This is a genomic window from Pseudomonas gessardii (assembly GCF_001983165.1).
In the GTDB taxonomy this organism is placed as follows: Bacteria; Pseudomonadota; Gammaproteobacteria; order Pseudomonadales; family Pseudomonadaceae; genus Aquipseudomonas; species Aquipseudomonas gessardii.
Genome location: NZ_MNPU01000047.1, coordinates 17,139 through 37,158 on the forward strand (window position 1 = coordinate 17,139; position 20,020 = coordinate 37,158).

The following is a 20,020-nucleotide window of genomic DNA, read 5'->3' on the forward strand; positions in this document are numbered from 1 at the left end:
TACATGCCGCGTCGCTTGATCCTCTCGGCCACGGAGCGGGACACCCTGCTCGCGCTGCCGGCAAGCCAGGATGACCTGATCCGCTACTACACCTTCAACGACTCCGACCTGTCGCTGATCCGCCAGCGGCGCGGCGACGCCAACCGTCTGGGCTTCGCGGTACAGCTCTGCCTGCTGCGCTACCCCGGCTACGCGCTGGGCACCGACAGCGCGCCGCCCGAGCCGGTCATCCTATGGGTGGCCAAGCAAGTCCAGGCCGACCCGGCAAGCTGGGCGAAATATGGCGAGCGCGACGTGACCCGCCGCGAGCACGCCCAGGAACTGCGCACTTACCTGCAACTGGCCCCGTTCGGCCTGTCCGACTTCCGCGCCCTGGTGCGCGAGCTGACCGAGTTGGCCCAGCAGACCGACAAGGGCTTGCTGCTGGCCGGTCAGGCGCTGGAGAGCCTGCGGCAGAAGCGGCGTATCCTGCCGGCGCTGAGTGTGATCGACCGGGCCTGCTCGGAAGCCATGGCGCGGGCCAATCGGCGGGTCTACCGCGCTCTGGTCGATCCACTCACGGACTCGCATCGGGCCAAGCTGGACGAGCTGTTGAAGCTGAAGGCCGGGAGCAACATCACCTGGTTGACCTGGCTGAGGCAGGCACCGCTGAAACCCAACTCCCGGCACATGCTCGAACACATCGAGCGGCTGAAGACATTTCAGCTGGTGGACTTGCCCGAAGGCCTGGGCCGGCACATCCACCAGAACCGCCTGCTCAAGCTGGCCCGCGAGGGTGGGCAGATGACGCCCAAAGACCTCGGCAAGTTCGAGCCGCAGCGGCGCTACGCGACCCTGGCCGCCGTGGTACTGGAGAGCACTGCAACCGTGATTGATGAGCTGGTGGATCTGCACGACCGCATCCTGGTCAAGCTGTTCAGCAGCGCGAAGCACAAGCATCAGCAGCAGTTCCAGAAGCAGGGAAAGGCGATCAACGACAAGGTGCGCCTGTACTCCAAGATCGGCCAGGCTCTGCTGGAGGCCAAGGAAAGCGGCAGCGATCCCTATGCTGCCATCGAGGAGGTGATTCCCTGGGACGAGTTCACCGAGAGCGTCAGCGAGGCCGAGCTGCTGGCCCGGCCCGAGGGTTTCGACCACCTGCACCTGGTCGGCGAGAACTTCGCCACCCTGCGCCGCTACACACCGGCCCTGCTGGAGGTACTGGAGCTGCGCGCCGCCCCGGCCGCGCAGGGCGTGCTAGCAGCCGTGCAGACGCTGCGCGAGATGAACGCCGACAACCTGCGCAAGGTCCCGGCCGATGCCCCCACCGCCTTCATCAAGCCGCGCTGGAAGCCACTGGTGATCACCCCGGAAGGCCTCGACCGGCGCTTCTACGAAATCTGCGCCCTGTCCGAGCTGAAGAACGCCCTGCGTTCTGGCGACATCTGGGTCAAAGGTTCTCGGCAGTTCCGCGACTTCGACGACTACCTGCTGCCAGCAGATAAGTTCGCCGCGCTCAAGCGTGCGCAGGCCCTGCCCCTGGCGATCAACCCGAACAGCGACCAGTACCTGGAAGAGCGCTTGCAGCTGCTGGACGAACAGTTGGCCACCGTCACCCAGCTGGCCAAGGACAACGAGCTGCCCGACGCCATCCTCACCGAGTCCGGGCTCAAGATCACCCCACTGGATGCGGCGGTGCCGGATCGGGCGCAGGCGCTGATCGACCAGACCAGCCAGCTGCTGCCGCGCATCAAGATCACCGAACTGCTGATGGACGTGGACGACTGGACGGGATTCAGCCGCCACTTCACCCACCTGAAGGACGGTGCCGAGGCCAAAGACCGGACGTTGCTGCTGTCCGCGATCCTCGGCGATGCGATCAACCTCGGGCTGACCAAGATGGCCGAGTCGAGCCCCGGCCTGACCTACGCCAAGCTGTCCTGGCTACAAGCCTGGCATATCCGCGACGAAACCTATTCGGCAGCCCTGGCCGAGTTGGTCAACCACCAGTACCGCCATGCCTTCGCCGCCCACTGGGGCGACGGCACCACCTCATCCTCCGATGGCCAGCGCTTCCGCGCTGGCGGCCGTGGCGAGAGCTCCGGGCACGTCAACCCGAAGTACGGCAGCGAGCCGGGACGGCTGTTCTACACTCATATCTCCGACCAGTACGCGCCGTTCAGCACCCGCGTGGTGAATGTCGGCGTGCGAGATTCCACCTATGTGCTCGACGGTCTGCTGTACCACGAGTCCGACCTGCGGATCGAGGAGCACTACACTGACACGGCCGGCTTCACCGATCACGTCTTCGCGCTGATGCACCTGCTGGGCTTCCGCTTCGCGCCGCGCATCCGCGACCTCGGCGAAACCAAGCTGTATGTGCCGCAGGGCGCGCAGACCTACCCGACGCTGCGCCCGCTGATCGGCGGCAGCCTGAACATCAAGCACGTCCGCGCCCATTGGGACGACATCCTTCGCCTGGCCAGCTCGATCAAGCAGGGCACGGTCACCGCCTCGTTGATGCTGCGCAAGCTCGGCAGCTACCCGCGCCAGAACGGCCTGGCCGTGGCCCTGCGCGAGCTGGGCCGGATCGAACGCACGCTGTTCATTCTGGACTGGCTGCAAAGTGTTGAGCTGCGCCGCCGGGTGCATGCCGGGCTGAACAAGGGCGAGGCGCGCAACTCGCTGGCCAGGGCGGTGTTCTTCAACCGCCTTGGGGAAATCAGGGATCGCAGCTTCGAGCAGCAGCGCTACCGGGCCAGCGGCCTCAACCTGGTGACGGCGGCCATCGTGCTGTGGAACACGGTGTACCTAGAGCGCGCCACCCATGCGATGTGCGACACGGGCAAGCCGGTGGACGGCGAACTGCTGCAATACCTGTCGCCGCTGGGCTGGGAGCACATTAACCTGACCGGCGATTACGTCTGGCGGCAGAGCCGCAGGCTGGAGGACGGGAAGTTCCGACCGTTGCGAATGCCCGGAAAACCTTAGCGTACGATTTTTTCCGAATTCTGCGGGCTCCCCAATAAGCAGGAAGGCAAAAAATGGTAAAGCGAATCCAAGTGAAGAAAGCCAAGCCGGTCCTTGTAATTGAGGAGATTCGCAAAAATGCTGTCAGCTCAATTCAGCTTGGTGTTGAAGACTTCATCATGAGCCGTGATGTGCCGGGCAAGGAGGCCCGAGCTATTTCAGCGGTTCGGAACCTATATTCCGGAGTGCTGCTGCTTTTTAAGTACAAAATCGCTTCGCTTGCGACCACTCCGGAGCAAGCAAGAGAATTGATCTACGTCCCAGGGCCTATTCTTCCAGAAATTACAGACAGCGGCTCAATAGCTTGGGTGCCTTCACCACCGAGCACCAACAACACGATTAATACTGCTCAAATTGAGGCGCGCCTAAAAAGTCTCAATATCTACCATGACTGGACTGTCATTCAGGCGCTAAGCAATTGCCGTAATGCACTTGAGCATTTGCACCCGACTGACTCCACGAGCGCTATCCAATCCTCAATAGCCGCACTTTTTCCGATGCTGAGCAGGTTCATACCTCAGGAGCTGGGTGAGCATCCAGCGGCCCTTCTAGGCGACACCTGGACAACAATGCTCGACACCCATGAGCTTTTTCGCGACGCTGAAAATGCGATCAAAGCCGAATGGGAACGGATTGGGTATCCGGTCCAAGCATTGGAATTTCTTCATACCTGCAAGTGCCCGGCCTGCGCATCACCTCTCTTACAGCCCGCACGTGACGACGTAGAAAACGGCGTTCCGATTGATTCGAGTGACTTTCAGTACGAGTGTTTTGCCTGCTATCAGCGGGGTTCCCTGTTGGACCTGTTGGAATACGATTTCTCGTTAATCCACGAAGACCCCTTTGATGAGCATGGAGAGCCGGTTTGCGAATGCCAGATATGTAACGTGAGGATGTACTTGATGGCCGATGGCTTGTGCTACTGGTGCGGTCGTCAAACAGTTTGGCCAAAATGTGCCAGGTGCAAAAATCCCTTGCCTGATATTGCTGTACTCGAAGGGGGTGCGCTTTGTGATCGATGTTCGGAGGATGATTGGCACTACCAGAGGGGATCTTAGGTGCACGGTTTTGACATAAACGCTCGAACACAAGATGTAGTGCGGAACTCAGCTGCCGGCGCACTCTTTCAACACAAGATGTAGTGTTCTGGCTGGCCAATGACCGGGCGTGCTCGGCTACGCCTCAGCGGCTGTCGTGAACCAAGCCCCGGCCAAGAGCGCGACGGGTCTTGGCCCTTCGGGCTTCCATCCTCACGCCTTCGCCCGTAAACGGGCTGCGCGCTCCGCTTGCCTCCGGTCGCGAGCGACCTGCGCACCGTCCTGCAGGACGGTTTGCCCGCCCATCCGCGAGTTACCAGGTGGCCCGCCGTCATCGTTTGGTAGCGCACGCCCCGATGTTCTATCCGCCGCCCTGCCTTGCCTGCAAGGTGCTTTCGCGGCATATCCTCGGGCGGTGAAACTGCCCTGCGGTATTCCACGACACCATGCACGCGGCCCGTCTCTGGATAGAACGGGCTTACCGCGACCAACCGAAGCCGACGAGCAGATCCACCACCGGCAGCGCGCTCCAGGGCGAAGGGTTTTGAGGCTCGCTGCGCGAGCGCTGTCAAAGGCGTTTATTTCCCGCTCTAACGCTCAGCACTCGGAGCAGATCAGCACGGACTCGGTGTCAAGGAAAAAGCGGAATTCTCGCGTGCGAGAAAGCATTATTAATTAGCCATTTAGACAAATTAGATTTTACAAAAGATTGACGACTTGGGCGGGATTTGAGATACTAACCACGTCGAAGCAATACCGCTAAGACACCCCGAAACAGGCGGCGGCAACCGCCTCGGGGAAATCTGCGAAGGAGTTTCAAAATGCGTCTATCCAGCAATTTCCGTAACCCGCAAATGATCCGCAGCGACGTACCTCTGACTAACGACGAAATCGCCCGCGTTGCGCCGTCGATCTTCGCTAACGAAGCCCACCAAAGCCGCTCCGATCGTTATCTGTACATCCCTACCGTTGACGTGCTGGAAAGCCTGCGCCGCGAAGGTTTCCTGCCTTTCATGGCTTGCCAAACCCGCGTACGCAATGAAGAAAAGCGCGACCACACAAAGCACATGATTCGCCTGCGCCATGCTGACCAGATCATGAGCAAAGAGGCTAACGAAATCATTCTGCTGAACAGCCATGATGGCACTAGCAGTTATCAAATGATGGCCGGTTGCTTTCGCTTTGTGTGCGCCAATGGTCTTGTCCTGGGCGATGCGACCATGGATCAGAAAGTGCGCCACATGGGCAGCGCTGACATCGTAGGCGAAGTCATCGAAGGCGCTTATGAAGTGCTGAACCAGTTTGACGCCATCGAAGAACAGCGCGACATCATGAAGCAAACGAAGCTGCGCGAGTTCGAGCAACTGGCCTTAGCTCAAGGCGCGCTTGCCTATCGCTACGATGTACGCGAAGGCCCCGCCCCGGTCACAGCCAGCCAACTGCTTTCAGCTCGCCGTTCCGAGGATCGTTCCGACGACCTCTGGACGACCTTCAACCGCATTCAGGAAAACACCATACGAGGCGGATTGCGTGGCCGTAACAAACAAGGCCGCCGCACCACTACCCGTCAAGTGAACGGCATTGATCAGGACGTGAAACTCAATCGCGCCCTGTGGGCCATGGCCGAGGCGCTGCGCGCTGGCCAGCAAGCAGCGTAACCACCAACACCGGGCGCTTATAGCGCCCGGAACCTGTTGCGGTAGGAGATTCAGCCATGTCTAAAGTTTTCTATGTACCCGGCCAAACCTCGATCATTGACTACGCCCGGGAAATTGCCCCCGGCAAATGGGCCACCCGCTGCCGGTTGCTGATGCTGCCTGAACTACAGATCAGCCACCCCGGCGCGGTACTTGGCAACGAGGAAGCATTTTTGCTCGATCAAGAGGCCACCCACGGAACCCGGCCAACTGAAACAACCGCTACCCGATACGATTACGCATTCAGTCACCTTGCGGTGTCCGACTTCGCAGCCGACGAGCAGTGTGATTCATTCAAACTTGAGTGCTGCGAAGTCGGGAACGTGACCCGTATTTTTGCGCACTGGGATGGTCGGTATTGGACGTTCCTTGGTTTGGCCAACCTTCCGCACCAGGTCATCGTAGAAAGGCTCTCACAGAGCCGCACAGGCGCTACTACGATTTGATCATGCCGGGAGTGGGGCAATGCCCAATAATCAAGTGAATAACCCCCGTTCTGAAACGTACGAGTGGGACGACATCAAGAAAGGAAAGCGACTACAAGACGCGCACCCACCCCCATCTAGGAGAGCTTGAATGCAGCAACCAAAATACACCGCCGAACAGTGGGACGAGTTCAAGGACGCCTTTCGCGGCTTGAACATCGGAACCGTCGAGCTGGCCCGTGCGGTTTTGGTCGACGGGGTTCGCCCCTCGGACTTGGCCAAGAAGACTGGCGATTCACGACAGCTCGTTTATGCAGCAGTGAAGCGCGTCCGCGGAATCTTGCAACAACACGACGCGGAGGAACTTGTACCGGTTATGGTCTGGCTCCCGCCCGAGCTGGCAGAGAAGGTGCGCCAGATGGCTGCACCTTATGACCAGCCAAAATCGAAGTAAGATTACTTCCGACTAACTACACATGGGCAGGGCTCGCAATGGAACCGCTGATCAATACCCCGGATCCGGAAATAAACGCCGAGGAAATCTTAGAAGATCTACTTGACGATCTTGAGCGACCACCGGTTGGCATCTGGATGAATCTCAGTTACATCAGCACGCCTGAGCTAAAGCGCCTTAAAGAGTTTTCAAAAAACCTGAGTGCCGCTGTCGATGAAGAGTTGCGCCTACAAGCTGGGATCTTCCCCCAGTCGGGCACAGCCATTTGCCCGGTTTGCTTTGCTGCGTCGAATGAGGCTGATTTAAATCTACTGGAAACACCGGATGATGATGAGTCGATCACCTACATATGGAAATGCCCGGCCTGCCAAGAAACTGCGGATTATAGGAAATGGGGCTTAAGCCAAAACCGTTTGGCCCAACGGGAAATCAGGCTTTGGAACGGTCACGTCAAACCAGGTGATCTGGTCATTTACGTTCCCTTTCCTGATGCAGATCCGGAACGCCATAGCGTCAGCGGTCCTGCCTACATTCTTGAAGGTCATACGGCGGTTGTTGCTTTGGAAGGGAAATCAGGCTGTGTTGCAGTGCGGTCTTGCAGCCCGTTGAATCACGCATGGCTCACTAAATGGCTGCCCCTTTAATGATCCCTTGGCGTGCTCGGCTGCGCCTCAGCGGCTGTCGTGAACCAAGCCCCGGCCAAGAGCGCGCCGGGGCTTGGCCCTTCGGGCTTCCATCCTCACGCCTTCGCCCGTAAACGGGCTGCGCGCTCCGCTTGCCTCCGGTCGCAAGCGACCTGCGCACCGTCCTGCAGGACGGTTTGCCCCCACCCATCCGCGAGTTACCAGGTGGCCCGCCGTCATCGTTTGGTCGCGCACGCCCCGATGTTCTATCCGCCGCCGTGCCTTGCGTGCAAGGTGCTTTCGCGGCATATCCTCGGGCGGTGAAACTGCCCTGCGGTATTCCACGTCACCTTGCACGCGGCCCGTCTCTGGATAGAACGGGCTTACCGCGACCAACCGAAGCCGACGAGCAGATCCACCACCGGCAGCGCGCTCCAGGGCGAAGGGTTTTGAGGCTCGCTGCGCGAGCGCTGTCAGGGGCGTTTATTTCCCGCTCTAACGCTCAGCACTCGGAGCAGATCAGAAAGCCAGCGGCGTCAAGCACACCGGCTCAAAACCTGATCAGGAAGGGGCGTGCTGACGGGCTGTCATATCCACACCAACGGCGCGCATCACGGCCAACATGGTTTTCAGCGTGGGGTTCCCTTTCTCGCTGAATGACCGATAAAGCATCTCGCGGGACAGGCCGGATTCCTTGGCAATTTCGGTCATGCCCTTGGCTCTGGCAACTATGCCGAGCGCTTTAGCGATGTGGCCCGCGTCACCAGTTTCAAAGGCGTCAGCCATGAACACGGCAATGGTTTCAGGATCAACCAGCGCCGCCGCTGGGTCGTAGTCATAAAGTGGCTCTTTCATTCATTGTCGCTCCAATCTTTTGCAAGGATTTTAGCCGTCTCAATATCGCGGGATTGCGTGGCCTTATCGCCTCCGCACAGCAAAATTACCAGCTCATCGCCGCGCTGCTGAAAATACACCCGATACCCCGGCCCATAGTGAATACGCAACTCGCTAACGCCTTGACCAACTGGGGAAACATCCCCCATCAGTCCGTTTGCTACCCGGATGATCCGAGCGGCAATCGCGGCCTTTGCGGTCCGGTCTTTGAGCTTGCTTTCCCAAGTGCGAAACGTCGCGGTTTGTTTGATCGTTTTCATAGGTGCATTGTAGCGTATAAATCACACCTTGGCAAAAACTATTTGTATAATTGGATTTTACAAATAGTTGATACGCGGCTAGGCAAATGAGACACTAACCCCGTCGAAGCAGTCAGCCTCGACACTGGGCAAAGCGGCGGCAACCGCTCCAGTAAATCTGCGAAGGAGATACACCATGTCTAATGCAGCTCAGATCACCAGCGTTGAAAACTTCCTTTCCCATCATGACCTTTTCGCCTTTTGGAACGGTCGCCCTAACGGTGATGCTCCAGCATCCGACTACGATCCCGCAGCAGTCATCGACGCTCACCAGAAGCAGGCTAGCCGTTGCTGTGGCTGTTACTTTGAGTTGTACGAGGCCATCTTGCTTCGCGGCCTTCGCAATGAACTGGATAAGCTCGAAGGCGCTGACAAATTCGCGTTTCAGCAAGCGCTGTGGGTTCGCCGGATCAAGATCGATGATGAGACAATCGCAGAGGCTGAGCAGGCTGAAAGTGAATGCATGGACGAAGTAAGAAGGGATCAGGAGTAAACGGTAAGGCCCCGCTAAAGCGGGGCTTTACGCTAAGGGATGTTCTAAATTTGGTTTCTCGCATGCGAGAAAGTAGGGGAATGGAGTAGGCATTATGTCGTTGAAGATCATCTGGTTTGCTATCCCAATTATCACAGTGCTAATAGGGCTGCTTGTAAGTCTGGACGGCAAACGCCTCACCAGGCACATACAGGTTGCCCAGGACTTAATCGCTAAAGGGGTAGCAGAACCCGAAGCCATGCAGCATTCAGGATGCAATCACTGGGATCGTCCCTTCATGGTCAGGATATGGAAAGCCTACCCAAAGTTGCCTAATGGATATTAGTATATTGTAAAATTAGATTTTACAAACAGTTGACGGTAAAGACGTGGTTTGAGATAATAACCATGTCGAAGCAATACTGCCTCGACACCCCGGAATACGCGGCGGCAACCGCTCCGGGGCCATCTGCGAAAGAGGCAACATCATGACTACTACCACCGAGCACGTTTTCTACCAACCGGGCCAACACTGGGTCTGGGCCTACGCCGAAAAATCCGCCTCGGGCGAATGGGTTGACCAATGCGGGGCCAACCTTGAAAAGCTCGCCGGCCGTTATCCGGGCATGGAAATCATCACCAGTGATGAAGCTGTCGCCAAGATCGAAGCGCTCAGCAAAGAGGCACCCATCCTGATTGATGCAGAAGCCTACGACGACGCGCTCAACATGCTCCCTCCCATGGGCTGGGTTCATGACTGCGACGCCTCATCATTCAAAATGAGCGAGCGCACTAACGGGCGAGTCACCCGGATCTATGTTCGCCTCGGTCGCCACTATTTCCGTTTCTCGGCTGAATACACCATGTCTCACGCCGATGCTGTTGCCATCGTTCGCGCAGCTGCGCCGAATCTCCTCGCGGCGCAAGTAGCGACCGCCTAACCAGACCGGGAGCGGTTCGCCGCTCCCACCTGCAAAGGCCATGAACATGACCCGCAAAGATGCAATTGCACTAATCAAGCTCGCCGGATACCACGGCGACACAAAGACCGCCTTGCGGATCTATACCGAAAATCGCGTCAGTTACACGGCCTACTCCGAGGCATATGCCCGGGGTGCCCAGCTCAAGCAAGAAGGCATGGCCTGCACTTGTTTCGAATGTAACCCGCGATAAACCCAATAACCCCGGCATCAGCGGCGGCAACCGCGCCGGGGTTCTGCGAAGGAAATACATCATGAGCGTAACCATCGTCAGCGACACGCACATCACCGCCCTAGTCGCATTCGCATTAGGCGAGAACTGGCACGCGCCCGAACAGCGGGTAGAGGCACAGCGCATCGCGGATTGCCTCAAATCCATGAATGTGGACGCGTACAACGAGGTAAACATGGACGAACCCGGCATCGATGAGCCGCCTTGCATTTTGGTGGCTGGCCAAGTTCTTCCGACACCCTTGCAGGCACTCAAGCTGATCGAGTTTTACGAGTCCCACACAAGCGAATTTGGCGGTTACTACTACAACACCGCCGCATATGAAATTCGCGCAATGCGCGCACAAGCAATCGCCCAGCTCGACGGCTACGCCGCCGCACCGTTCACCCTGTGACCTGATCAAGCGGCGGGGCCATATCCCGCCGCTTTTGCTGGAGGTGGTATGAAAGAGTTGACGTTCAAACACGCGGGCCAGGTCATTCGCAATCCGTTTTTCTCGGCTTGCGGCCAGCACCAGGTTAACCCGGTCGAAGCCTACGTGTAACGGCTTGCATTTGAAAACGGCCGGACTCGCAATCATCTCCATTTCCAGCTCAGATTAACTGCGACTGACGATGCGCTCGGGCTCACATTCGCTGCGAGTGAACTTGCATTCACCCGCGCCGGCTTGCATTCCATCGCGATGGGCTCACGCTTTCTGCAACTGAACATCACCACCACAATCCGTCCAACAAACCAGGGTTTGGTGGACGCCAGCCTCTCGGCAGGCAACTGTCGTTTTCAGAAGACGACCGCACCATCTGACTGGATGTAACGCCTGGTGTGCATACGGCTCCTGACAGCCCAATATCAGGAGTCGTCTGCACCAATCTCGACTATGCTCAATACTCGTGTGCACCAAAGCGAGGTTTGGGCATGACATCAGACACTCCACCGATTGCCGCGCAAGGCGTGGCCACCCTGCCCGACGAGGCATGGGCGCAAGCCCGGCACCGGACGGAAATCATCGGGCCACTGGCAGCGCTTGAGGTGGTCGGGCATGAAGCCGCCGATGAGGCAGCCCAAGCGCTGGGCCTGTCCCGGCGACAGGTATATGTCCTGATCCGTCGCGCCCGGCAGGGTACTGGCCTGGTAACAGACCTGACGCCCGGCCGATCCGGCGGCGGCAAAGGCAAGGGGCGCTTGCCGGAACCGGTCGAGCGCATCATCCGCGAGCTGCTGCAAAAGCGCTTCCTGACCAAGCAGAAACGCAGCCTGGCGGCGTTCCACCGCGAAGTCGCGCAGGCGTGCAAAACCCAGAAGCTGCCGGTGCCGGCGCGCAACACCGTGGCCCAGCGGATTGCCGGACTACACCCGGCGAAAATAGCCCGCAGCCGGGGCGGGCAGGACGCTGCCCGTCCCTTGCAAGGCGCGGGTGGCATTCCGCCCGAAGTCACCATGCCGCTGGAACAGGTGCAGATCGACCACACCGTCATCGACCTGATCGTGGTCGACGAGCGCGACCGGCAACCGATTGGCCGCCCATATTTGACCCTCGCCATCGACGTGTTCACGCGCTGCGTACTCGGCATGGTGGTCACGCTGGAAGCGCCGTCCGCCGTCTCGGTCGGCCTATGCCTCGCGCATGCCGCCTGCGACAAGCGGCCCTGGCTGGAAGGGCTGAATGTGGAAATGGACTGGCCGATGAGCGGCAAGCCCAGGCTGCTCTATCTGGACAACGCGGCCGAGTTCAAAAGCGAAGCGCTGCGCCGTGGCTGCGAACAGCATGGCATCCGGCTGGACTATCGCCCACCAGGCCAGCCGCACTACGGCGGCATCGTGGAACGGATCATCGGCACGGCGATGCAGATGATCCACGACGAATTACCGGGGACGACCTTCTCCAATCCCGGCCAGCGCGGCGAGTACGATTCCGAGAAGATGGCCACCCTGACGCTGCGCGAGCTGGAGCGCTGGCTCGCGTTGGCGGTAGGCACCTATCACGGCTCCGTGCACAACGGCCTGCTCCAGCCGCCGGCCGCGCGCTGGGCCGAGGCCGTGGAGCGCGTTGGCGTCCCGGCCGTCGTTACCCGCCCCACCGCGTTTTTGGTCGATTTCCTGCCGGTGATCCGCCGCACCCTGACCCGCACCGGCTTTGTCATCGACCACATCCACTACTACGCCGACGCCCTCAAGCCGTGGATTGCCCGGCGCGAGCGCTTGCCCGCCTTCCTGATCCGGCGCGATCCGCGCGACATCAGCCGCATCTGGGTACTGGAACCGGAAGGTCAGCACTATCTGGAGATCCACTACCGCACCTTGTCCCATCCGGCCGTCACCCTCTGGGAACAACGCCAGGCGCTGGCCAAATTGCGTCAGCTCGGGCGCGAGCAGGTGGACGAGTCGGCGCTGTTCCGCATGATCGGGCAGATGCGCGAGATCGTGACCACCGCCCAGAAGGCCACGCGCAAGGCGCGGCGCGACGCTGATCGCCGCCAGCACCTCAAGACGTCGGAGCCACCGGCCAAGCCCATACCGCCGGATGTGGACATGGCTGACCCGCAGGCAGACAACCTGCCGCCGGCCAAACCGTTCGATCAGATCGAGGAGTGGTAGCCGTGGACGAATATCCCGTCATTGACCTGTCCCACCTGCTGCCAGCGGCACAGGGTTTGGCCAGGCTGCCGGCAGACGAGCGCATCCAGCGCATTCGCGCCGACCGCTGGATCGGCTACCCGCGCGCGGTCGAGGCGCTGAACCGGCTGGAAACTCTGTATGCGTGGCCGAACAAGCAACGCATGCCAAACCTGCTGCTGGTCGGCCCCACCAACAACGGCAAGTCGATGATCGTCGAGAAATTCCGGCGGGCGCACCCGGTCGGCACCGACGCTGACCAAGAACATATCCCGGTGCTGGTCGTGCAGATGCCGTCAGAGCCATCGGTGATCCGCTTCTATGTCGCGCTGCTGGCTGCGATGGGCGCGCCGCTGCGCCCGCGCCCACGGCTGCCGGAAATGGAGCAACTGGCGCTGGCCCTGCTGCGCAAGGTCGGCGTGCGCATGCTGGTGATCGACGAACTGCACAATGTACTGGCTGGCAACAGCGTTAACCGGCGCGAGTTCCTCAACCTGCTGCGCTTCCTCGGCAACGAGCTGCGTATCCCCCTGGTCGGGGTCGGCACGCGCGAGGCGTACCTGGCCATCCGTTCGGACGATCAGTTGGAAAACCGCTTCGAGCCGATGCTGCTGCCGCCGTGGGAGGCCAATGAGGACTGCTGCTCGCTGCTGGCCAGCTTCGCGGCGTCACTCCCGCTACGGCGGCCATCCCCGATTGCCACGCTGGACATGGCCCGCTACCTGCTCACCCGGAGCGAAGGCACCATCGGCGAGCTTGCACATCTGCTGGTGGCGGCGGCCGTCGCCGCCGTGGAGAGTGGCGAGGAAGCGATCAACCACCGCACGCTCAGCATGGCCGACTACATCGGCCCCAGTGAGCGGCGGCGACAGTTCGAGCGGGAACTGATGTGAAGTCCGCGCCGCGCTGGCCGCTGCATCCGGCACCCAAGGAAGGCGAAGCCCTGTCCTCATGGCTCAACCGGGTCGCCGCCTGCTACCAGATGGACGTGCACGAGCTGCTGGCCCACGATCTTGGTCACAGCCAACTTGATGACCTGGATACCGCACCATCCTTGTCGTTGCTGACGGCGCTCTGCCAGCGCAGTGGCGTCGAGCTGGAGCGGTTGCGCAGCATGAGTCTTGCAGGCTGGGTGCCGTGGCTGCTCGACAGTCTCGACGATTCGGTACCAGCAGCCTTGGAAACCTATACATTCCAATGCGCGGTGCTCCTGCCCAAGCGCACCCGCAAGGTGCGGTCCATCACTCGCTGGCGTGCCTGGCTACCGAGCCAGACGATTCGCCGGGCGTGTCCGCAGTGTCTGAACGATCCAACGAATCAAGCTGTGCTACTCGTCTGGCAGCTCCCCTTGATGCTGAGCTGCCCGCAGCATGGCTGCTGGCTGGAGTCCTACTGGGGCATGCCCGGCCGGTATCTTCAGTGGGAAATCGCCGATGCTGCGCCGCGCCCTGCCGATGACGCAATCGCCTGCATGGACCGGCGCACCTGGCAGGCGCTGACGACGGGTTTTGTGGAGCTGCCGCGTCGGCGTGTCCACGCCGGCTTGTGGTTCCGGCTGCTGCGCACCCTGCTTGATGAGCTGAACACGCTGCTCTCGCACTGCGGCAGTTGCTCGGCGAGCATCCGCCATGTCTGGGAGCGCTGCGGCCATCCGCTGCGCGCCGGGCAGAGTCTGTGGCGTCCCTACGAGATTCTGGCCCCGGCGGTGCAGTGGCAGATGCTGGAGGCGGCGGCCACCGCCATCACGCTGATCGAGTCAAAGGCGCTGATCCCGCGCGGGGAACAGGCCGCGCTGTTTCAGACGGAGCCGCACACTGGTTTCACCAACGGCCTGCCGGCGAAGGTGCCGAAGCCGGAACCCATCAACCACTGGCAACGAGCAGCCCAGGCCATCGATGAGGCCATCATTGAAGCGCGACACAACCCGGAGACGGCCCGCTTGCTGTTCACACTGGCGTCCTACGGGCGACGCGACCCCGAATCCCTGGAACGTTTGCGCGCCACGTTCACCAAGGAGGGCATCCCGCCGGAGTTTTTGTCACATTACGAGCCTGAATGGCCGTTTGCAGGTCTTAGACTAAATGACGGGTTAAGTGACAGTTTTTGACGGCGAGAACTTTCTGGCTCACACTGTCACATAATCGAACGTATATGTGACAGGTACGACATGCTGATAGGCTACATGCGGGTATCGAAGGCGGACGGCTCCCAGGCTACCGATTTGCAGCGCGACGCGCTGATTGCCGCCGGGGTCGATCCAGTACATCTTTACGAGGACCAGGCATCCGGCATGCGCGAGGATCGGCCCGGCTTGACGAGCTGCCTGAAGGCGTTGCGAACTGGCGACACACTGGTCGTGTGGAAACTGGATCGGCTCGGACGCGACCTGCGACATCTCATCAACACCGTGCACGACCTGACTGGGCGCGGCATCGGCTTGAAGGTATTAACCGGGCACGGCGCGGCCATCGACACCACGACCGCCGCCGGCAAGCTGGTCTTTGGCATCTTCGCCGCCCTGGCCGAGTTCGAGCGCGAGTTGATCGCGGAGCGCACGATTGCCGGCCTAGCCTCGGCCCGCGCGCGCGGGCGGAAAGGCGGCCGGCCGTTCAAGATGACCGCCGCCAAGCTGCGGCTGGCGATGGCGGCAATGGGTCAGCCAGAGACCAAGGTCGGCGACCTGTGCCAGGAACTTGGCGTCACGCGGCAGACCCTGTATCGGCATGTTTCACCCAAGGGTGAGCTACGTCCAGATGGCGAGAAGCTACTCAGCCGAATTTGATGCCGGCATGAGGCAACGTAGCGACAGCGTGGTTTGTCTCAATGGGAAGCGCTCATGATCGATCTTTGAAGGCCCGCAGCAGTCGTGTCACAGACAGGACGAACAAACCGGTCAGCGTGAGGGCTGCGATACCCCAGTACTCTCCGATGAACGCGCCGGCCGTCGTGCCGGCCAGCACAATGGCGAGAATCGGCAAATGGCAGGGACAGGTGAGCACGGCCAGCGCGCCCCACAGGTAGCCGGTGATCGGTTTGTGCGTCTCGGACGGCAAGCGCTCGGGGCTGTTCATGGCAGACTCTCCGCGTGCTGTGCCGGCTCGGTCGGCATGGTGGCCAACTGCACCTCCAGATCGGCCAACGCTTCGCGCCGACGCTCGACGAACTGGCGCAGAACGGCAAGCTGCGCGGCCGCTTCATCGCCGTCCGCAGCATCCAGCGCCCGGCACAGCCGCGCCAGCGCGTCCAGGCCGATGCCCGCCTCGAAGGCCGCCCGCACGAAGCACAGCCGTTGCAAGGCGGCATCATCGAACAGGCCATAGCCGCCCGGGGTGCACGCCACCGGACGCAGCAATCCGCGCAGCAGGTAGTCGCGCACGATATGCACGCTCACCCCGGCATCAAGGGCCAGCCGGGACACGGTGTAGGCGCTCATTGAAAACCTCCTTTTTTTATCCAGCGCAGCAGGAAAGCTGCTTCACGTCCTTGTTGAAGGTCTGCGCCGCAAGCTTCAACCCCTCGACCATTGTCAGGTAGGGGAACAACTGGTCGGCCAGTTCCTGCACCGTCATGCGGTTGCGGATGGCGAGCACCGCCGTCTGGATCAGTTCGCCCGCTTCCGGGGCCACCGCCTGCACGCCGATGAGCCGTCCGCTACCTTCCTCGATGACCAGCTTGATGAAGCCGCGTGTGTCGAAGTTGGCAAGCGCTCGCGGAACGTTGTCGAGTGTCAGCGTGCGACTGTCGGTCTCGATGCCATCGTGGTGCGCTTCCGCCTCGCTGTAGCCCACGGTGGCGACTTGCGGGTCGGTGAACACCACTGCCGGCATCGCGGTCAGATTGAGGGCTGCGTCGCCGCCGGTCATGTTGATCGCGGCACGGGTGCCGGCGGCCGCTGCCACGTAGACGAACTGCGGCTGGTCGGTGCAGTCGCCGGCCGCGTAGATGTTCGGGTTGCTCGTGCGCATGCCTTGGTCGATAACGATGGCCCCTTGCGCATTGACAGTGACCCCCGCCGCGTCCAGCGCGAGGCTGCGCGTATTCGGTGCCCGACCGGTGGCAACCAGCAACTTGTCAGCGCGCAATTCACCGTGTCCGGTGGTCAGCACGAATTCGCCGTTCACATGGGCGACCTGGCTGGCTTGCGTGTGCTCCAGCACCTCGATGCCCTCGGCGCGGAAAGCGGCTGTCACGGCCTCGCCGATGGCCGGGTCTTCCCGGAAGAACAAGGTGCTGCGTGCCAGGATCGTGACCTGGCTGCCGAGCCGGGCAAAGGCTTGCGCCAGTTCCAACGCCACCACCGACGAACCGATCACGGCCAGGCGTGCGGGAATGGTGTCGCTGACAAGCGCTTCGGTGGAAGTCCAGTAGGGTGACTCTTTCAGGCCCGGAATCGGCGGCACGGCCGGACTGGCACCGGTGGCGACCAGGCAGCGGTCGAACGTTACCTCGCGCTCGCCACCCTCGTTCAAACGGACGACCAGGCTCTGGTCGTCCTTGAAACGCGCTTCACCGTGCAAAACGGTGATGGCTGGATTGCCGTCCAGGATGCCTTCGTATTTGGCGTGCCGCAGTTCATCGACACGGGCCTGCTGCTGGGCCAGCAGTTTGCTGCGGTCAATCGCAGGCACAGTTGCCGCAATACCGCCGTCGAACGGACTTTCCCGGCGCAGATGGGCAATATGGGCAGCGCGGATCATGATCTTGGACGGCACACAGCCGATATTGACGCAGGTGCCGCCGATGGTGCCGCGTTCGATCAGCGTGACCGTCGCGCCTTGCTCGACGGCCTTCAGCGCCGCCGCCATCGCGGCCCCGCCGCTGCCAATGATGGCGATATGCAAACCGGCGCCCTCAAGTGCATCACGGATTTTTGGTTCATCTTTGAAATCACCAACCCGGATCGAGCCTTGATAACCCAATGCGGCGATGGCGGCCAGCAGTTGGTTGTGGCTCACGGCGGTGTCTGCCATGACTTGCGCGCGGCTTTCTGGATAGGACACCACAGCGGCATTCACGCCGGGAATCTTTTCCAAAGCATCTTTGACATGGGTGGCGCAGGATGTGCAGGTCATGCCATTCACGGTGATTTCGGTCATTTTTTTACTCCATTGAATTTCGGGGTGCAGCAGGCATCGGCTTGGCGTTTTCGTTGGATGGCGTAGATGGTCAAGCCGATGAAAATCGCCAGCGCAGGCAGCAGCACATAGTCCAGATAGCCGGTCAGCGCGGACAAGCCGACCACACCGAGCAAAATGACCAGAACAGGGGTGAAGCAACACAGCGCCACGAGGGTTGTGCCAATGATGCTGACCCGCAGCAGTGTCTTCGGGTCTTTCATGATCAGTTCTTGACTGATGATGGGTAGCCCGCATCCTCGGTAGCCTTGGTCAGTTTCTGCACGCTGGTCTTGGCATCATCGAAGGTGACCACCGCTTCGCGCGTCTCGAAGGTCACGTCAACTTTACTGACGCCATCGACCTTGGAAATCGCCTTCTTGACAGTGATCGGACAGGCCGAGCAGGTCATGCCCGGTACGGACAGCGTAACGGTCTGGGTGGCGGCCCACACGGGGGCAACAACGGCAGCGAGGGCAAGGGCGGAAAGCAGCTTTTTCATGGTGAACTCCTGTGATCAATAGAAAAATGGCACGACGTAGGGAAATCCGAGCGCGACCAAAACCAGCACGGCCACGCCCCAGAAAATGAGCTTGTAAGTAGCTCGCACTTGGGGAATCGCGCAAACCTCACCCGGTTTGCAGGCGGCTGACGGCCGGTAGATGCGCCGCCAGGCGAAGAACAACGCCACCAGCGCCACGCCGATAAAGATGGGGCGATAGGGTTCCAACACCGTCAAGTTGCCGATCCAAGCGCCGCTGAACCCCAAGGCGATCAGAACCAGCGGCCCGAGGCAGCAAGCCGAGGCGAGGATGGCGGCCAGCCCGCCAGTGAAGAGCGCGCCGCGCCCGTTTTGAGGTTCAGACATACGTTTGTCCTTTCGAATCTGAATTGGATAGCTTAAGCTTACTTCCGTAGTTATGTACGGAGTCAAGCGATATGGAAAACAATTTGGAGAACCTGACCATTGGCGTTTTCGCCAGGACGGCCGGGGTCAATGTGGAGACCATCCGGTTCTATCAGCGCAAGGGCTTGCTCCCGGAACCGGACAAGCCTTACGGCAGCATTCGCCGCTATGGCGAGACGGATGTAACGCGGGTGCGCTTCGTGAAATCAGCCCAGCGGTTGGGCTTCAGCCTGGATGAGATCGCCGAGCTGCTGCGGCTGGAGGATGGCACCCATTGTGAGGAAGCCAGCAGCCTGGCCGAGCACAAGCTCAAGGACGTGCGCGAGAGGATGGCTGACCTGGCGCGCATGGAGGCCGTGCTGTCTGATTTGGTGTGCGCCTGCCATGCGCGGAAGGGGAACGTTTCCTGCCCGCTGATTGCGTCACTGCAAGGGAAGAAAGAACCGCGCAGTGCGGACGCGGTGTAGCCCGAGGGAACTACGCCTTAGCGTGCTTTATTTTCCGTTTTCTGAGGCGACTCCAACGTCAGAAAAGACCGTGCGGTCGACTTTTGATATTTCGTGCTGTCGCCTTCTGAAAGTGACAGCAATTCCCACGCAAACCCGCATCGTTGGCATCCAACTACAGTCTCCATCTTTCAGTATCCGACTACACTGAACTATCGCTGAATAGTTGGACAACGCCATGTTGATTGGATATGCCCGCGTCTCGACCGACGACCAACTCCTCGATCTGCAACGCGATGCTCTGGCGAAGATCGGCTGCGAGCGGGTGTTCGAGGATACCGCCAGCGGTGCCAAGGCTGAGCGGGTTGGCTTGACCGCTTTGCTGGCCACGCTACGCCGTGACGACACCGTGGTGATTTGGCGCCTGGATCGCCTCGGCCGCTCGCTGAAGGATCTGATCCGGCTGGTTGAGCAATTGGACGCCGCCGGCGTCGGCTTGCGCAGCTTGCAGGAAAACATCGACACCGCCTCGATTGGTGGCCGCCTGGTGTTTCACCTGTTCGGTGCCTTGGCCGAGTTCGAACGCAACCTAATCCGCGAGCGCACCCAAGCCGGCTTATCCGCTGCACGGGCGCGAGGCCGCAAGGGCGGACGCAAGAAACGGCTCGACCCGGCCAAGCAGGAGCTTGCCCTGCGCCTCTACCATGAGCGGAAACATACCGTGGCGGAAATCTGTCGGATGATGGGCATCGGCCGCTCGACGCTCTACAACTATCTCACCGAGGCCGAGCGTGATGCCCAGCGGGCGGCGTAAAGCC

General features: G+C 60.6%; 24 protein-coding genes. 16 read left to right on the top strand and 8 right to left on the bottom strand.

Annotation, left to right across the window (positions count from 1 at the left end):
- Positions 1–3 precede the first annotated feature (3 nt).
- From BLL38_RS24065 to BLL38_RS30180, 6 genes are all read left to right on the top strand, one after another.
- A complete protein-coding gene (locus BLL38_RS24065) occupies positions 4–2,970 on the top strand; it encodes a Tn3 family transposase (protein WP_023103787.1) in 2,967 nt (988 codons plus the stop codon).
- 53 nt (positions 2,971–3,023) lie between these two features.
- The gene (locus BLL38_RS24070) at positions 3,024–4,067 is read left to right on the top strand and encodes a hypothetical protein (protein WP_051903207.1); all 1,044 of its coding nucleotides are present in this window, start codon (positions 3,024–3,026) and stop codon (positions 4,065–4,067) included.
- A gap of 800 nt (positions 4,068–4,867) precedes the next feature.
- Positions 4,868–5,704 carry a DUF932 domain-containing protein gene (locus tag BLL38_RS24075; RefSeq protein WP_038445853.1) on the top strand — a complete coding sequence of 279 codons (837 nt, stop codon included), beginning with the start codon at positions 4,868–4,870 and terminating at the stop codon, positions 5,702–5,704.
- Positions 5,705–5,760: 56 nt separating this feature from the next.
- A complete protein-coding gene (locus BLL38_RS24080; RefSeq protein ID WP_038445851.1) occupies positions 5,761–6,189 on the top strand; it encodes a hypothetical protein in 429 nt (142 codons plus the stop codon).
- A 130-nt stretch (positions 6,190–6,319) separates the two neighbouring features.
- A complete protein-coding gene (locus BLL38_RS24085; RefSeq protein ID WP_038445850.1) occupies positions 6,320–6,622 on the top strand; it encodes a TrfB-related DNA-binding protein in 303 nt (100 codons plus the stop codon).
- A 38-nt stretch (positions 6,623–6,660) separates the two neighbouring features.
- Positions 6,661–7,266 (top strand): hypothetical protein, encoded by a 606-nt coding sequence (locus BLL38_RS30180; protein ID WP_051903205.1) that lies wholly within the window; start codon positions 6,661–6,663, stop codon positions 7,264–7,266.
- 540 nt (positions 7,267–7,806) lie between these two features.
- Here BLL38_RS30180 and BLL38_RS24095 read toward each other — a convergent pair.
- Positions 7,807–8,100, bottom strand: a complete 294-nt coding sequence (locus BLL38_RS24095; RefSeq protein ID WP_038445848.1) for an addiction module antidote protein — start codon at positions 8,098–8,100, stop codon at positions 7,807–7,809.
- On the bottom strand, positions 8,097–8,399 hold the full coding sequence (locus BLL38_RS24100; protein WP_038445845.1) for a type II toxin-antitoxin system RelE/ParE family toxin: 303 nt from the start codon (positions 8,397–8,399) through the stop codon (positions 8,097–8,099). Before BLL38_RS24100 ends, BLL38_RS24095 begins: the two co-directional genes overlap by 4 nt.
- Positions 8,400–8,574: 175 nt before the next feature.
- On the opposite strand from BLL38_RS24100, the gene BLL38_RS24105 reads away from it, so the two are divergent.
- The 8 genes from BLL38_RS24105 (at position 8,575) to BLL38_RS24150 (ending at position 15,517) form a co-directional block, all read left to right on the top strand.
- Positions 8,575–8,931, top strand: a complete 357-nt coding sequence (locus BLL38_RS24105) for a hypothetical protein (protein WP_038445844.1) — start codon at positions 8,575–8,577, stop codon at positions 8,929–8,931.
- A gap of 467 nt (positions 8,932–9,398) precedes the next feature.
- The gene (locus BLL38_RS24115) at positions 9,399–9,851 is read left to right on the top strand and encodes a hypothetical protein (protein ID WP_038445839.1); all 453 of its coding nucleotides are present in this window, start codon (positions 9,399–9,401) and stop codon (positions 9,849–9,851) included.
- A gap of 46 nt (positions 9,852–9,897) precedes the next feature.
- Entirely contained in the window at positions 9,898–10,083 is a 186-nt protein-coding gene (locus tag BLL38_RS24120; protein ID WP_090412651.1) for a hypothetical protein, read from the top strand.
- Positions 10,084–10,144: 61 nt separating this feature from the next.
- Positions 10,145–10,516: a hypothetical protein gene (locus tag BLL38_RS24125; protein ID WP_038445836.1), complete on the top strand. Its 372-nt coding sequence runs from the start codon at positions 10,145–10,147 to the stop codon at positions 10,514–10,516.
- A 521-nt stretch (positions 10,517–11,037) separates the two neighbouring features.
- Positions 11,038–12,717, top strand: a complete 1,680-nt coding sequence (locus tag BLL38_RS24135) for a Mu transposase C-terminal domain-containing protein (RefSeq protein WP_003465068.1) — start codon at positions 11,038–11,040, stop codon at positions 12,715–12,717.
- Between the two features lie 2 nt (positions 12,718–12,719).
- On the top strand, positions 12,720–13,628 hold the full coding sequence (locus BLL38_RS24140; RefSeq protein ID WP_003465065.1) for a TniB family NTP-binding protein: 909 nt from the start codon (positions 12,720–12,722) through the stop codon (positions 13,626–13,628).
- Positions 13,625–14,842, top strand: a complete 1,218-nt coding sequence (locus BLL38_RS24145; protein ID WP_038445834.1) for a TniQ family protein — start codon at positions 13,625–13,627, stop codon at positions 14,840–14,842. Before BLL38_RS24140 ends, BLL38_RS24145 begins: the two co-directional genes overlap by 4 nt.
- Positions 14,843–14,902: 60 nt before the next feature.
- A complete protein-coding gene (locus BLL38_RS24150; RefSeq protein ID WP_000904941.1) occupies positions 14,903–15,517 on the top strand; it encodes a recombinase family protein in 615 nt (204 codons plus the stop codon).
- A gap of 52 nt (positions 15,518–15,569) precedes the next feature.
- Here BLL38_RS24150 and merE read toward each other — a convergent pair whose 3' ends face one another.
- The 6 genes from merE to merT are packed head-to-tail and all read right to left on the bottom strand — an operon-like array spanning position 15,570 to position 18,717.
- A complete protein-coding gene (gene merE / locus BLL38_RS24155; RefSeq protein ID WP_001087809.1) occupies positions 15,570–15,806 on the bottom strand; it encodes a broad-spectrum mercury transporter MerE in 237 nt (78 codons plus the stop codon).
- Entirely contained in the window at positions 15,803–16,168 is a 366-nt protein-coding gene (gene merD, locus BLL38_RS24160) for a mercury resistance co-regulator MerD (RefSeq protein WP_003465059.1), read from the bottom strand. The genes merE and merD overlap by 4 nt, the downstream gene beginning before the upstream one ends.
- 16 nt (positions 16,169–16,184) lie before the next feature.
- Positions 16,185–17,831 carry a mercury(II) reductase gene (merA, locus tag BLL38_RS24165; RefSeq protein WP_000136268.1) on the bottom strand — a complete coding sequence of 549 codons (1,647 nt, stop codon included), beginning with the start codon at positions 17,829–17,831 and terminating at the stop codon, positions 16,185–16,187.
- Positions 17,828–18,073, bottom strand: coding sequence for a mercury resistance system transport protein MerF (gene merF / locus BLL38_RS24170; RefSeq protein WP_000654684.1), 246 nt, complete (start codon positions 18,071–18,073; stop codon positions 17,828–17,830). Before merF ends, merA begins: the two co-directional genes overlap by 4 nt.
- A 2-nt stretch (positions 18,074–18,075) precedes the next feature.
- Positions 18,076–18,351: a mercury resistance system periplasmic binding protein MerP gene (gene merP / locus BLL38_RS24175; protein ID WP_000735441.1), complete on the bottom strand. Its 276-nt coding sequence runs from the start codon at positions 18,349–18,351 to the stop codon at positions 18,076–18,078.
- Positions 18,352–18,366: 15 nt separating this feature from the next.
- Positions 18,367–18,717: a mercuric ion transporter MerT gene (gene merT, locus BLL38_RS24180; RefSeq protein WP_001294667.1), complete on the bottom strand. Its 351-nt coding sequence runs from the start codon at positions 18,715–18,717 to the stop codon at positions 18,367–18,369.
- Positions 18,718–18,788: 71 nt separating this feature from the next.
- Here merT and merR point away from each other — a divergent pair, with 71 nt between their 5' ends.
- Positions 18,789–19,223 carry a mercury resistance transcriptional regulator MerR gene (gene merR, locus BLL38_RS24185; protein ID WP_000429838.1) on the top strand — a complete coding sequence of 145 codons (435 nt, stop codon included), beginning with the start codon at positions 18,789–18,791 and terminating at the stop codon, positions 19,221–19,223.
- 217 nt (positions 19,224–19,440) lie between these two features.
- Positions 19,441–20,016, top strand: coding sequence for a recombinase family protein (locus tag BLL38_RS24190; protein WP_033902375.1), 576 nt, complete (start codon positions 19,441–19,443; stop codon positions 20,014–20,016).
- Positions 20,017–20,020 lie beyond the last annotated feature (4 nt).

Coding starts and splice junctions, on each gene's coding strand:
- BLL38_RS24065 (WP_023103787.1), top strand. CDS start 4: ATGCCGCGTCGCTTGATCCTCTCGGCCACGGAGCGGGACACCCTGCTC.
- BLL38_RS24070 (WP_051903207.1), top strand. CDS start 3,024: ATGGTAAAGCGAATCCAAGTGAAGAAAGCCAAGCCGGTCCTTGTAATT.
- BLL38_RS24075 (WP_038445853.1), top strand. CDS start 4,868: ATGCGTCTATCCAGCAATTTCCGTAACCCGCAAATGATCCGCAGCGAC.
- BLL38_RS24080 (WP_038445851.1), top strand. CDS start 5,761: ATGTCTAAAGTTTTCTATGTACCCGGCCAAACCTCGATCATTGACTAC.
- BLL38_RS24085 (WP_038445850.1), top strand. CDS start 6,320: ATGCAGCAACCAAAATACACCGCCGAACAGTGGGACGAGTTCAAGGAC.
- BLL38_RS30180 (WP_051903205.1), top strand. CDS start 6,661: ATGGAACCGCTGATCAATACCCCGGATCCGGAAATAAACGCCGAGGAA.
- BLL38_RS24095 (WP_038445848.1), bottom strand. CDS start 8,100: ATGAAAGAGCCACTTTATGACTACGACCCAGCGGCGGCGCTGGTTGAT.
- BLL38_RS24100 (WP_038445845.1), bottom strand. CDS start 8,399: ATGAAAACGATCAAACAAACCGCGACGTTTCGCACTTGGGAAAGCAAG.
- BLL38_RS24105 (WP_038445844.1), top strand. CDS start 8,575: ATGTCTAATGCAGCTCAGATCACCAGCGTTGAAAACTTCCTTTCCCAT.
- BLL38_RS24115 (WP_038445839.1), top strand. CDS start 9,399: ATGACTACTACCACCGAGCACGTTTTCTACCAACCGGGCCAACACTGG.
- BLL38_RS24120 (WP_090412651.1), top strand. CDS start 9,898: ATGACCCGCAAAGATGCAATTGCACTAATCAAGCTCGCCGGATACCAC.
- BLL38_RS24125 (WP_038445836.1), top strand. CDS start 10,145: ATGAGCGTAACCATCGTCAGCGACACGCACATCACCGCCCTAGTCGCA.
- BLL38_RS24135 (WP_003465068.1), top strand. CDS start 11,038: ATGACATCAGACACTCCACCGATTGCCGCGCAAGGCGTGGCCACCCTG.
- BLL38_RS24150 (WP_000904941.1), top strand. CDS start 14,903: ATGCTGATAGGCTACATGCGGGTATCGAAGGCGGACGGCTCCCAGGCT.
- merE (WP_001087809.1), bottom strand. CDS start 15,806: ATGAACAGCCCCGAGCGCTTGCCGTCCGAGACGCACAAACCGATCACC.
- merD (WP_003465059.1), bottom strand. CDS start 16,168: ATGAGCGCCTACACCGTGTCCCGGCTGGCCCTTGATGCCGGGGTGAGC.
- merA (WP_000136268.1), bottom strand. CDS start 17,831: ATGACCGAAATCACCGTGAATGGCATGACCTGCACATCCTGCGCCACC.
- merF (WP_000654684.1), bottom strand. CDS start 18,073: ATGAAAGACCCGAAGACACTGCTGCGGGTCAGCATCATTGGCACAACC.
- merP (WP_000735441.1), bottom strand. CDS start 18,351: ATGAAAAAGCTGCTTTCCGCCCTTGCCCTCGCTGCCGTTGTTGCCCCC.
- merT (WP_001294667.1), bottom strand. CDS start 18,717: ATGTCTGAACCTCAAAACGGGCGCGGCGCGCTCTTCACTGGCGGGCTG.
- merR (WP_000429838.1), top strand. CDS start 18,789: ATGGAAAACAATTTGGAGAACCTGACCATTGGCGTTTTCGCCAGGACG.
- BLL38_RS24190 (WP_033902375.1), top strand. CDS start 19,441: ATGTTGATTGGATATGCCCGCGTCTCGACCGACGACCAACTCCTCGAT.